The 12,323-nt window shown below is 38.2% G+C and carries 10 protein-coding genes; 7 read left to right on the top strand and 3 right to left on the bottom strand.

The features are described from left to right. Together GTH24_RS19185 and GTH24_RS19180 are read right to left on the bottom strand one after the other, a co-directional pair. Positions 1-1,476 carry an SrfA family protein gene (locus GTH24_RS19185; RefSeq protein WP_164526844.1) on the bottom strand — a complete coding sequence of 492 codons (1,476 nt, stop codon included), beginning with the start codon at positions 1,474-1,476 and terminating at the stop codon, positions 1-3. Between the two features lie 581 nt (positions 1,477-2,057). Then, a complete protein-coding gene (locus tag GTH24_RS19180; RefSeq protein WP_072068885.1) occupies positions 2,058-3,581 on the bottom strand; it encodes a vWA domain-containing protein in 1,524 nt (507 codons plus the stop codon). A gap of 433 nt (positions 3,582-4,014) precedes the next feature. Here GTH24_RS19180 and GTH24_RS19175 point away from each other — a divergent pair, with 433 nt between their 5' ends. The 6 genes from GTH24_RS19175 to GTH24_RS19150 all read left to right on the top strand — a co-directional run bounded on the left by GTH24_RS19175 (position 4,015) and on the right by GTH24_RS19150 (position 9,818). Beyond that, entirely contained in the window at positions 4,015-4,797 is a 783-nt protein-coding gene (locus GTH24_RS19175) for a class I SAM-dependent methyltransferase (RefSeq protein ID WP_164526843.1), read from the top strand. A 15-nt stretch (positions 4,798-4,812) separates the two neighbouring features. After that, entirely contained in the window at positions 4,813-6,387 is a 1,575-nt protein-coding gene (gene nikA, locus GTH24_RS19170) for a nickel ABC transporter substrate-binding protein (protein ID WP_072068883.1), read from the top strand. A 62-nt stretch (positions 6,388-6,449) separates the two neighbouring features. Beyond that, positions 6,450-7,376, top strand: a complete 927-nt coding sequence (opp1B, locus tag GTH24_RS19165) for a nickel/cobalt ABC transporter permease (RefSeq protein ID WP_164526842.1) — start codon at positions 6,450-6,452, stop codon at positions 7,374-7,376. Between the two features lie 2 nt (positions 7,377-7,378). Continuing rightward, complete coding sequence (gene opp1C / locus GTH24_RS19160) at positions 7,379-8,248, top strand: nickel/cobalt ABC transporter permease (RefSeq protein WP_072068881.1); 870 nt, start codon at positions 7,379-7,381, stop codon at positions 8,246-8,248. Continuing rightward, positions 8,226-9,041 (top strand): ABC transporter ATP-binding protein, encoded by an 816-nt coding sequence (locus GTH24_RS19155; RefSeq protein WP_164526841.1) that lies wholly within the window; start codon positions 8,226-8,228, stop codon positions 9,039-9,041. Before opp1C ends, GTH24_RS19155 begins: the two co-directional genes overlap by 23 nt. A gap of 24 nt (positions 9,042-9,065) precedes the next feature. After that, on the top strand, positions 9,066-9,818 hold the full coding sequence (locus GTH24_RS19150; protein ID WP_115351098.1) for an ABC transporter ATP-binding protein: 753 nt from the start codon (positions 9,066-9,068) through the stop codon (positions 9,816-9,818). A 51-nt stretch (positions 9,819-9,869) separates the two neighbouring features. Here GTH24_RS19150 and GTH24_RS19145 read toward each other — a convergent pair whose 3' ends face one another. Beyond that, positions 9,870-10,298: a hypothetical protein gene (locus GTH24_RS19145; protein ID WP_072068878.1), complete on the bottom strand. Its 429-nt coding sequence runs from the start codon at positions 10,296-10,298 to the stop codon at positions 9,870-9,872. Between the two features lie 436 nt (positions 10,299-10,734). Here GTH24_RS19145 and GTH24_RS19140 point away from each other — a divergent pair, with 436 nt between their 5' ends. Beyond that, positions 10,735-12,321 carry an FGGY-family carbohydrate kinase gene (locus GTH24_RS19140; RefSeq protein WP_072068877.1) on the top strand — a complete coding sequence of 529 codons (1,587 nt, stop codon included), beginning with the start codon at positions 10,735-10,737 and terminating at the stop codon, positions 12,319-12,321. Positions 12,322-12,323 lie beyond the last annotated feature (2 nt).

The raw sequence follows: 12,323 nt of genomic DNA, 5'->3' as shown, positions 1-12,323 counted from the left end.
TTAATTATTCTCCCGCTTCATTGATAATGGGAATGGCTGACTGTTTTCATATTTCCCTTGGCAAGCAGCAATATTTTGGTTTCCTGGTTGGCAAATAATATTTGGCATCAAATAGTTTGAACCATCACTACACAGAGCCTGACCTTGGTTATTTATATTCAGCCCACCTTGATTGACGGCTGCGTTAACAGGGGCTTTACAGGTCACCCCATCACTGCGTGTCATTACGACTTGTCCTTTGCCATTATCTAATTGATAGTTCAGGCTCAGTGGTTTACCTGTTTTTTGATCTTGAATACCTGCACCTGCTTTCCATTGGCCATTAAGGAATTGGGTTGAGCCGTTAGCTAGCGCATTTGCAGGAATAGTTAGTGGTGTTGTGTTATCAGCAGTGGCTGGTGGTGTGACATCTGGTGGTGCATTAGGATCAACCGGAGGGGTAGCTGTATTGTTCTCATTTCCTGCATTTTGAGGAGTATCTGTTTTCGGTTGCTCATTTTGTGTTGCGGGATCAACGGGAGGCACATTCGGTTGTTGCGCATCGTCGGGCGCTACCCCTTCAGGTAAAGCACCTTGGTTATTGTCTATTTGAGGATCAATCACCGGTAAACCTGTATTAGGATCAATTACTGCGCCGTTCCCATCAGTGGCATTAATCACATTTCCATTTGCATCGACAGTGCCTAATGTTCCTGTGTGAACGGTGCCTGTTGGTACGCCAACTGTATGACCATTAGTAACCACAGTGGGGACTCTTGGCTTTTCAAGCGTAGGATCAGGTAATTTAGGCGCTTCAATATCTGGTATTTTAATATCGACTGTCGGTAATGTAGGTGTTGAGAAACAGCCTCTTAAGAAGAAAATAGCGAGTAGAAGTAATAATAAAGGTAACAGCCACCATAAAAAACGCCACCAAGGGCGCTTTGCATCAGTAATGATGACTTTTTCTTGTACGGGTGGAATGGCTGTTGATGTTGGTGCGATTGGCGCAACAATAGGTTTTAAGCAAGCAACAGGGTCAACTCTTAGTTGTTGATTGGCGCTGACAAATCCCCAAAAGGTAATAATCGGTTGGCCATCAACAATAAAAATATGGTTTTCGTCAGGAAATTGGATTGTCTTACTGAGGAGTGCGCCAAAAAGCTGACTTTCTTTATTTCCAGCTCTTTGCTGTTCTTGTTCGCTAAAGGCGATTAAATCATCTTGATTTTTTTTCAGCACAGCATAAGCGGCAGTACGCTCTTCTTCTGAAGCCGCAGACCAAGGGATAACAGAGCCGTCGATCGGTGAATACCAATCAATGCGTTCGCCTGTTTCATTCGGCTGAGGAATGGCAAGGCATTGAGAAATATGTACCTTTCCTCTTAAACGCAAAGTTTCACGTAGCTGCAGTGCAGAGATATAAACAGCCTGTCCATTTTCTCCCATAGGGAGGTAACTTTCTAATTTACCACTTCGTAAGAATGCTTTATTCACGACGATCATTCCGCTAGGCAAGATTATCTATGGGTAAGTTGGCTTATCCGTAAATAGGCTTTAAGGCTAAAAATAAAGATATAAAATTTATATACATTTTATATTATCAGAAATTGAGTGTCTATCTAGCGGATTATTTAGGGTTAATTAACTGATTATTATTAAAGACTTTTTTATTTTTCTTGAGTAAAAGAGGAATATTGAGATAACGATTATGTTAATTAAATAATGACGTTACAGGTTGCGCTATATTTTCTTAAATATATGGATAAAATCACCGATATATTGGTTTTTACATTAAAAAATAATGAAATGGGAGAAAAAAAAGACAAAATATAAAAAGGTAAACCATCAGGTAACATCTGGTCGTTGTGATAGTAATCACAAAATAGGTTTATTCTTAATAATGAGTGAATAAGAAAAGAAACAAAAATAATCAATTAAAGAAGAGTCTTAAATAGATAAGATATAGCACCTACTAGCTTCAATATAATAATAAATTACGCGAAATACGTGAAAAACTTCACCCTCAATGTTGAAACAAAGAGGGTGAAATAAATATTAAAAATAGTAATCAATCATTATTTACAGTTCTTCGGAATATAATCTTCAATTGCTTTTCGAGTCATTAAACTGACTTCATTGGCATTACGCGCAGTGAAGACTTTCCCTCCCGTTGCATTCGCCACACAGTTGCCTGCGCCTGTACCTAAAATATCAACAACGTTAATTACGGCGCGAGGATGAGCTCGTTTTAATGTTCTGGCAGCTGCGCATGGATCTTGATCGCAAGACTCTAAACCGTCAGATAATAAGACAATAATAGTGTCACGATTATTACCTTTGATTAGAGAGCCGGCTCGTTGAATAGATTCGGCTAATGGTGTACCGCTATCAGGTTCAATACGTTTAATGTAGTTAAGCAATTTTGAGCGTTCATTGCCGCCGTAAGCAGGACTTGATTTCACTACACCGCAGTCTGATGCCACAACGGTAGTAATTTTCATATCTGAAGGAATACTATTAATAATCTTTGTCGCTGCATTTCTTGCTACAGTGATTCGACGAGGTTCGGCATCATAGCCCGCGAAAAGCTTTCCTGTGCTTGAAATAAAGTCTAAATCGTCTTCTGTTAAACTCATACTCAGCGCCATTGAGCCTGAAGCATCAAAGATAATAATTACTTGTGGTGCTAGTTCTGGTGGACGATCAGCTGGACACATTTGTTTTATCTTACTGGCTAAGCGATTTTCACAGGTTGCATTAGCTGTCTTTTCTGTTACACCCGCTTTTTTTAATTCATCTTGTACACAAGCTTCTAGTGGCGTAAGTTTTTTCACTGGCACAGGTTTTGGCACAGGTTTTGGTTCAGGAATAGGTTCAGGTACTGGAACGGGTTCAGGGATCGGCTCTGGAATAGGTTCTGGTACTGGTTCTGGCTCAGGAATGGGTTCTGGCTCAGGTACGGGTTCTGGTGGTATTACAACGGCAGGTTTTTCTTCCACAACAGGAGGAACGGCCGTGGGATCAAAACACCCTTTTAGCCAAGATGCCAATAAAATTAAAAACAGCAAGAATAAGAAGAGTAATAGCCAACGTAACCAGCGATTGCGTGTTTTGGCTGGCACATCCGCGAGTGCGGCACCCGCAGCTGCGGCACTTGCACCAGCGGTAACTTGTGCAATTGGTGGTGGTAATGGGGTTGTGCGTGGCCACCATGTAATAACAGGTTGCCCATTAATCACATAGACACTTTCGCTATCAGGTAGCGTTGATGCCGTATCTAAAAGATGGCGCTCTTCATCTGTAATTCTGTTTTGCGAAGCTAATAATGCTGTTTGTGTTTTAATATCGTTAAGGCGTTCATCTAAAATACGTCTTATTTCTTGTTGTTCTTGGCCTTGTAACGAGGTCAAAGCAACAGGATTACCAGAAACCGCAGAATACCATTCAATAACGTCATCTGATTTCTTTTCTGGCGTGGCAAATAGTGCTCGATACTTAGTCGGAAAATGTTGTATCAGCAATTGAAGTAACTGCTGTTGATGAGTTAAGGCAAAATCGGCGCGGGAAATATCAGCCGTTAATCGTGAAATTCGATTCATATTTTAGAGAGCCTTTGTGACGGCTATATTCGTTTAAAGAGAGAAATTTAAGATATCAATATTACTGACTATAACGGTTTTATTGAAAAGGTGAAATTAAAGCGTTCATTTTTTTAATCTAAGGCAAAATAAATTTTTATAGCACTTAAGCTTTAGTTTATTACTAAATTCGCTCAATTTGTTTCTCTATTTTAACAGGCAAAATAATCTATTTGCTTATTTATCTTTTTACCCTTTAGGATGACGCCTTTATGTTAAAGGCGAAGATTACACATCAACCAACTCTCACCATTGAGTGCTGATGAATATTGATATAGCACATAGAGTATCGACGGGTTACAAGGTATGTTACCCACACTATAAAATAGCCAAATCATTCGCTTTTGAGGGAATTTATTTCCCCTCTTTACGTAGATACAACCGTAGGTTTCTGATGACAAATAAAATAAATAATAGCCCATTACTTAATGATGTAACTCGTTACTGGAATATCAGAGCAGAAAGTTATAGTGAGTCTAATCAACAAGAATTGCTGAGTGAAAAACAACAAAAATGGCGTCATTTGTTATTGGGGCATGTTAAAGAGGGCGAAACTTTAAAAGTACTAGATATTGGAACTGGCCCAGGCTTTTTTGCCATTTTATTAGCGTTATCTGGACATGATGTAACAGCAATTGATGCAACTGAAGGCATGTTGCAGGAAGCCAAACAGAATGCACAAACACATCAGGTAAATATTCAATTTATTCGTGGAGATGTACATCAACTGCCTTTTGCCAATGAGCAGTTTGATCTTGTTGTTAGCCGTAATGTCACTTGGAATTTAAAAGCACCACAAGTGGCGTATTCAGAATGGTTTCGTGTATTAAAGCCGGGCGGTAGTTTAATTAATTTTGATGCTAACTGGTATTTACACCTTTTTGATGAGGCATATTGGCAAGGTTTTGTGGTAGATAGAGCTCGTTCAATAGAAGAACAAGTTGAAGATCACTATGTAAATACTGATACAAAAGAGATGGAGCGAATTGCACGCCAACTTCCATTGAGTCAAATAAAACGTCCTCAATGGGACATTAATACCTTGCTAGAGATTGGTTTTAATCGATACATGATAGACACCCGCATTGGTGATTTTGTGTGGAATGAAGAAGAAAAAATTAATTATGGATCAACACCGATGTTTATGATCCACGCACAAAAAACAACGTATAAATAATGAAAGGAGAATAACGTGAAGCCTTTATTTTCGGTGATCCCAACCCTGTTATTAACACTTGCATGTGTATTTCCAGCACTTGCAGATAAAAGCAATAACATACTGGATTATGCTAGTACAAAAGATATTCGTGATATTAACCCTCATCTCTACTCTGGTGAGATGGCCGCTCAAAACATGGTATTTGAATCTCTTGTATTAAATACCGAAAAAGGTGTTACACCTTATTTAGCCCAGCGTTGGGATATTTCTCCTGACGGCAAAAGTTATACCTTTTATTTACGCCATGATGTGACCTTTAGTGATGGCGAACCGTTTAATGCCAAAGCCGTAAAATTAAATATTGAAGCCGTATTAGATAACTATGAACGACATGCGTGGTTAGAGTTAGTTCGCCAAATTGATAGCGTTGAAGTTGTTGATGAATTTACCGTTAAATTAAATTTAAAAAATCCTTACTACCCAACATTAACTGAATTAGGTTTAACTCGCCCATTCCGCTTTATTTCGCCAAATTCATTTATTAATGGCAAAACAAAAACAGGCGTTGCGAACTATATTGGTACGGGGCCTTGGGTATTAACTGAACATAAAAAAGACCAATACGCAGAGTTTAAAGTTAACCCAAATTATTGGGGAGAAAAACCTGTATTAAATGGGGTAATGTGGCGAGTGATCCCAGACCGACAAACGATGCTACTTTCTCTACAAAAGGGAGATATTCAGCTTATATTTGGTGCTGATGGTGACATGTTAGATATGGATTCATTTGAAGCCCTTATGGCATCAGATAAATTTAAAACTGAAATGAGCGCTCCAATTGCGTCTCGTGCTATTGTGCTAAACAGTAGTCGTCCAATGACATCAAATCAACATGTTCGCCAAGCATTGCAATATGCAGTCGATAAAGAGGGAATTGCACAAGGTATTTTAGCGGGCAGTGAAAGAGTCGCAGATACTTTAATGGCGCGCAGTGTGCCTTATTGTGATTTTAGCTCGCCAACCTATGCTTATCAGCCTACAAAAGCGGTTGAATTATTAGAGGCCGCGGGCTGGGTATTACCAAAAGGTGAGACTATCCGTCAAAAAGATGGTCAGAAACTACAATTATTGCTCTCTTATAATGTGAATAACGCAGTAGAAAAAGAAATTGCCGAACTCATTCAAGATGATTTTAAAAAGATTGGTGTTGGTCTGATGATTTTAGGTGAAGAAAAACAAGCTTATTTAGATAGACAAAAAAATGGTGATTTTGATTTGCAATATTCGCTTTCATGGGGAACACCTTATGATCCGGCTTCTTTTGTTTCATCTTTTAGAATACCCGCTCATGCGGATTACCAAGGACAAAAAGGATTGGCAAATAAAGCCCAATTGGATGCAATGATTGGCGAGTTATTAATTACCCCTAATGAAGCGCGCCGTCAGGAACTCTATAAAACTTTGTTTACCTCATTAGCAGAGCAAGCTGTCTATATCCCATTAACCTATTCTCGTACTAAGGCTATCCACCGAAGTGAATTAGAAAATGTTGGATTTAATCCGTCTCAATATGAAATACCGTTTGAAAAAATGCATTTTAAGCCGTAGTTAAAACGCTCACTTAGATAAGTGTGGCACCTTACATGAAAGTGTCACACTAATTAAACCTTATGCTACGTTATATATTTTGGAGAGTGTTGGCGATATTTCCGCTGGCACTGATGATTTCATTTATTGCTTTTATTCTGTTGGAATTAGCGCCGTCTGATCCTGCGGAAGTCGCATTACGTATTAATGAAATAGTACCAACACCTGAAGCCATTGAAGGTATGCGTCATGAGTTAGGTTTAGATAAACCTTTCTTTACCCGTTATTTTTTATGGTTAATAGCAGGGTTCCAGCTTGATTTTGGTACTTCTTTTCTTACCAGAACCCCAGTTATTCAAGAGATGCTAAGAGCATTACCTCCAACGCTTTGGTTGGCTTCAACAGCCTTATTTTTTACGATTGTTTTGGCACTGCCTTTAGCATTGTGGTGTGTGGTTAAACCCCAAAGTTTTACAGATAAAAGCATTCGTTTTATTGTCTTTATTCTAACGGCTATACCGAATTATTGGCTGGGATTGCTATTGATTTGGGGAGTCGCTGTTTATTTAGATTGGCTCCCTGTCAGTGGAATGTTATCACCACAATCTGTTATTTTGCCTGCATTGGCGCTTTCTTTAGGATATATCGGTACTTATTTACGGCTGTTAAGAGGTGCGATGTTAAATCAATGGCATCAACCTTATGTCTTTTATGCCAAAGCTCGCGGATTACCGGATAACCTTATTTTACGTCGCCATATTTTACGTAATTCGTTGTATTCCAGTTTAACGGCATTGGGTATGAGTATTCCAAAGCTTATTGCCGGTACAGTCGTGATTGAAAATATTTTTGCATGGCCGGGAATTGGGCGACTATGTATCAGTGCTATATTTGGTCGTGATTATCCGATGATACAGGCCTATATTTTATTGATGTCATTGCTATTTCTCTTTTTTAACTTTTTGATGGACGTCATTCAAATGATGGCTGATCCGCGGTTAAGGAGATAATCATGCGGCAACTATTTTGGCAACGACTTGCAAAAGACAAAAGTGCACAATTGTGTTTATTGGTGATCTCTATTGTGGTTATTGCAGGAATATTGGCTCCTTGGTTAGCACCGCATGATCCCACTTTAACTTCAATACGTTTGAAATTTAAGCCTATGAGTTTTGATTATCCATTAGGTACGGATAATTTAGGGCGCTGTATCTTTTCAAGATTATTGTTTGGTGTAAGAACGACGGTATTTTATGCCTTATTAGCCATGAGCGTGACATTAATTATTGGCTGGTTAATGGGCATGTTAGCTGGTTTTTTCCATGGAAAAACAGACACCTTGATTATGCGATTATGTGATGTGGTTTTGTCATTTCCTGCAGAAATTATGATCTTAGCATTAGTGGGAATAATGGGGCCGGGTATTGGTAATATCTTAATTGCCGTTATTTTAGTGAAATGGGCGTGGTATGCCAGAATGATCAGAGGGGTTGTTCGCCAATATTCCCATCGTAATTACATTGCATATGCACAGGTGATTGGTGCACCTTCTCACCATATTTTACGACGTCATTTATTACCCGTTACCTTTGCTGAAACTATTGTCTTAGCATCAACCGATATCGGTAGTGTTATTTTAATGATCTCGGCGCTCTCTTTTCTAGGATTAGGTGTACAACCACCGACGCCAGAATGGGGAAATATGCTTAGTGAAGCAAAAAATGTCATGGTATTACACCCAGAGCAAATGTTACCCGCAGGCATTGCAATTACCCTTGTTGTTACCGCATTTAATTTTTGGGGTGATTTTTTACGTGATGTGTTTGATCCGGATAATCGCCAGTCAGTAGGAGAAAAGCATGAACAACTTACTGACACTTGAGCATGTTTCTATTACTCATCAAGAAAGCGGAAAAAAGCTGATTGATAATGTCTCTTTCTCGATAAAGCAAGGACGTACATTAGCGATTGTCGGAGAAAGTGGTAGTGGAAAAAGTGTCATTAGTAAAGCCATTATGGGATTACTGCCTGAACAATTAGTCATGTCAGGGGAGATTTTCTTTGATGGAAAGAAAATTAGTGGTGAGGAATTTTCTCAACGTCGAGCTTTATTGGGAACATCTTTAGGCTTGATTGTTCAAAATGGCATGAGTGCGTTTGATCCTTTGATGAAAATAGGCAAGCAAATTAGCCAAACTTTAATCTACCATTTTTCCTATTCTAAAAAGCAAGCTGTAGAAGAAACTGAGTTAGCATTATCTCATGTATTTCCTCATAAATTTCACTCTATTATGCAAGCATTTCCTTATCAATTAAGTGGTGGGCAATTACAACGTGTGATGATTGCGATTGCACTTGCCTTATCACCGAAACTATTAATTGCAGATGAGCCGACAACGGCACTTGATGCACCTCTTCGTCGAGAGATTTTAAAATTGCTCCAGCATGTCGTAACGACTCACCACTCAACACTGATTTTTATTTCCCATGACTTAGGGCTCGTTAATGAAATTGCTGATGATATTGTCGTGATGCTAGGGGGGGAAATGGTTGAGTTTGGTGATAAAACAACCGTTTTAACATCTCCAACGCAGGAATATACGCGTTATTTAATAAATGCACGGCGACAGCTTTCATTACGTTTCGAGCAATTGATTAATAAAAAAACATATTAATATCATCATAATAAAAGAGACGCTATGTTATTAAACGTTGAGAATATCAGTAAGTTTTATACTCAAAGAAATAACACTTTATTCGGTGAAAAAGCGAAGGTCATTGACGCTCTTTCTTTTAATATAAATACCCAAGAAACTTTTGGTTTAGTGGGGGAAAGTGGCAGTGGTAAAAGCACCTTAGCACGTTTAATTTGTGGATTAGAATTACCCGATAGTGGCGCTATCTATTTGAATAATAAATCAGTGACAAAACGACTTCATCGCCAAGGTATTATTAGTATTGTTTTCCAAGATTATACAACATCCGTTAATCCCACATTAACGGTTGGCGAAATTATTGCTGAGCCAGTAAAAATAGTGGCTCCAAGTATTCATCATCAGGCATTAGAAAAGCTTATTTTTGCTTTTTTAGATAAAGTAGGATTACCTAAAAATTGTTATAAACGTTATATCTATGAACTGTCAGGTGGGCAGGCACAACGCGTATGTTTATGTCGTGCATTAGCCTCTTACCCTAAATTAATTGTATTAGATGAAGCGCTTAGTTCGTTAGATATTCCTACTCAAGTACAGATATTAGATTTATTAAAACAGTTAAAAGATGAATTCCAATTATCTTATTTTTTTATTAGTCATGATATTCAAACAGTTGCTTACTTTTGCGATAAAGTCATGTTCTTTTTACAAGGTAAGAAGATTGAATTATGTGAGATAAATAACTTAGGTAATGTTACGCATGATTATTCTAAAAAACTTATTCAATCTGTTATCTAATTAATAAACAGCAATACTTTTAAGTATTGCTGTTTGCTGAATTTAATCTATTTAGAGATTATTCATTAAGTGTTCTTGAACGGCTTTTGCATCATTTGAGGCATTGAAATCAATACCGAAATTTAGCATACCTTCTTTGAGTTCAATACTACGAGGCGTTGTTTTAGTGCAGGTAATATTCTGTATTTTTTCTTTTATTGTTTCTTGTGCAATTTTAGAGCTTTCACAGGTATTTATTACACCTTTTAGTCCCTCACTACAATAACTATCAACTCCTATTGTTTTTAAATCATCAGCAGTAAATGCAGACCAATCAAAAGCAACTTTTATATTGGCATCGCAGCTTTTATTTAAATCAACAACACGAGATTGAATATTATCTTCAAATTTTTGGTGTAATTCTTTTTCTGCTAATGTCGCTGAAAAAGCAGAAGAGGAAATAAGTAGTAGAGAGAGACTGACAGCAATATTTTTCAACATGATCAAATGCTCCAAAAATGAATGTATAAATTTAAATTAACTTATTAAAAATAAAACAATGGGAAGTTATAACAATAGGAAGATGATTATTTTTAGTGTATTACTCTTTTTTGAATAATATTTTAATAATTAGTGAGATACCCTTTAATAAAATCATTTTATGATAAACCAATTAATATTTTTATAAGTATTTTTACTCAGACATTAATTAAATGTTCGTAATATTTATAACGAACATAATCGATTCAGTATTTCATTTTAATTGTTAATAAAGTGAAATAAATAAATTATCATTAAAATCAATCAATTAAATTATTGATGTAGATCTACATCACAAACCAATCTTATTGTGATTGTTTTTTCATCATGCTCGAATTAACTTGCTAACTCGAAGTAGCAAAAATTAGCATAGCGTTAGCAAATGATGAGGGTTCGCATGGAACAACAATATTTTATTGGCGTTGATGTTGGCTCAGCCAGTGTCCGTGCAGCGGTATTTGATAGCAATGGAAAGCGTTTAGGCTTTTCTGTTCGCCCTATTGCTCAATTCCGTCCTAAAACGGATTTCGTTGAGCAATCGTCCACCGATATTTGGCAGCAGGTTTGCACTACCGTAAAAGAGTCGGTGGCGTTATCTGCTATTGATCCTATCCATGTGAAATCTATTGGTTTTGATGCCACTTGTTCTTTAGTTGCTGTGGATAAAGAAGGTAAAGGACTTTCGGTTTCGCCAAGTGGTAACGCTGAACAAGATATCATCATGTGGATGGATCATCGGGCTGTACAAGAAACAGTCACAATTAATCTGACCAATGATCCTTCACTGCGATATGTCGGTGGTGAAGTGAGTATTGAAATGGAATTGCCAAAAATTCTGTGGTTAAAAAATCATTACCCAGAGCGTTATCAAGATGTATGGCGATTCTTTGATTTAGCTGATTTTTTAGTTTGGAAAGCGACATCAGGAGATGTGGCAAGTACCTGTACATTAACCTGTAAATGGAACTATTTAGCACATCAGGGACAATTTAGTGAGAGTTTGTTAGCCGATGTTGGTTTGGATGAATTATTAGAAAAAGTACCACAAACCATTCTGGCATTAGGTGAACAAGCGGGTTGTTTAGATGAATCGGTTGCCAATGCGTTTGGCTTGCACACGGGTGTCATTGTTGCTTCAGGCATTATTGACGCACATGCGGGTGGCTTGGCATTAACGGCATCACAACCTGAAGGGAGTTTGGCAATTATCAGTGGTACGTCTAACTGTCACATGATTGTGAGCCAATATCCCATTATGGTACCCGGCGTTTGGGGACCTTACTTTGGCGCGATGTTACCCGAGTTATGGCTAAACGAAGGTGGTCAAAGTGCTGCTGGTGCGTTAGTTGAATGGTCTATCCGCCGTCATGAATCATGGGCTGAATTAGAGCAAGAAGCGAATGAAAAAGGCGTTAACTACTATGCCTTATTAAACGAAGCTGTCGCTGAATTGGAAGAGAATGAACAATATCCAACCACACAGTTTCATGTTTTAGCTGATCATCATGGCAATCGTTCTCCGCGCGCCAATCCTGCTGCAAAAGGCATGGTAAGCGGGTTAACGCTGGAAAGTGGTCGTGTTGCATTGGCGCGTTATTATCTTGCGACACTGCAATCTATTGCTTATGGCACACGCCATATTATCGACACACTTGAAGATGCTGGGCATCAAATCAATCGCATCGTGATGTGCGGTGGCGCGACGAAAAATCCATTGTGGTTACGCGAATATGCCAATGCGACAGGCCGTGAAATTCATTTAGCACAAGAAGAAGATGCCGTGAATTTAGGGGCTGCATTACTAGGTGCTGTAGCTTGTAAAGCCTTTGATGATTTCTCAAAAGCTGCCAGTGCAATGGTGAGAGAAGGTGGCATTATCACACCAGATAGCGACACGTTCGCCTTCCATCAAGCTAAATATCAAGTTTATTTGCAGATGTATCAAGATCAGCAGCGTTATAACGAAATGATGTCAGATTGTTGACC

It is taken from the genome of Proteus vulgaris (assembly GCF_011045815.1).
Lineage (GTDB): Bacteria > Pseudomonadota > Gammaproteobacteria > Enterobacterales > Enterobacteriaceae > Proteus > Proteus vulgaris_B.
Note: the sequence above shows the minus strand (reverse complement) of the source record. Positions and strands in the feature narration are given on the sequence as shown.

What these genes read in the sequence shown, in the direction of transcription:
- GTH24_RS19175 (WP_164526843.1), top strand. Translation starts at nt 4,015, where the DNA reads ATGACAAATAAAATAAATAATAGCCCATTACTTAATGATGTAACTCGT.
- GTH24_RS19145 (WP_072068878.1), bottom strand. Translation starts at nt 10,298, where the DNA reads ATGTTGAAAAATATTGCTGTCAGTCTCTCTCTACTACTTATTTCCTCT.
- GTH24_RS19140 (WP_072068877.1), top strand. Translation starts at nt 10,735, where the DNA reads ATGGAACAACAATATTTTATTGGCGTTGATGTTGGCTCAGCCAGTGTC.
- opp1C (WP_072068881.1), top strand. Translation starts at nt 7,379, where the DNA reads ATGCGGCAACTATTTTGGCAACGACTTGCAAAAGACAAAAGTGCACAA.
- GTH24_RS19180 (WP_072068885.1), bottom strand. Translation starts at nt 3,581, where the DNA reads ATGAATCGAATTTCACGATTAACGGCTGATATTTCCCGCGCCGATTTT.
- GTH24_RS19155 (WP_164526841.1), top strand. Translation starts at nt 8,226, where the DNA reads ATGAACAACTTACTGACACTTGAGCATGTTTCTATTACTCATCAAGAA.
- opp1B (WP_164526842.1), top strand. Translation starts at nt 6,450, where the DNA reads ATGCTACGTTATATATTTTGGAGAGTGTTGGCGATATTTCCGCTGGCA.
- GTH24_RS19150 (WP_115351098.1), top strand. Translation starts at nt 9,066, where the DNA reads ATGTTATTAAACGTTGAGAATATCAGTAAGTTTTATACTCAAAGAAAT.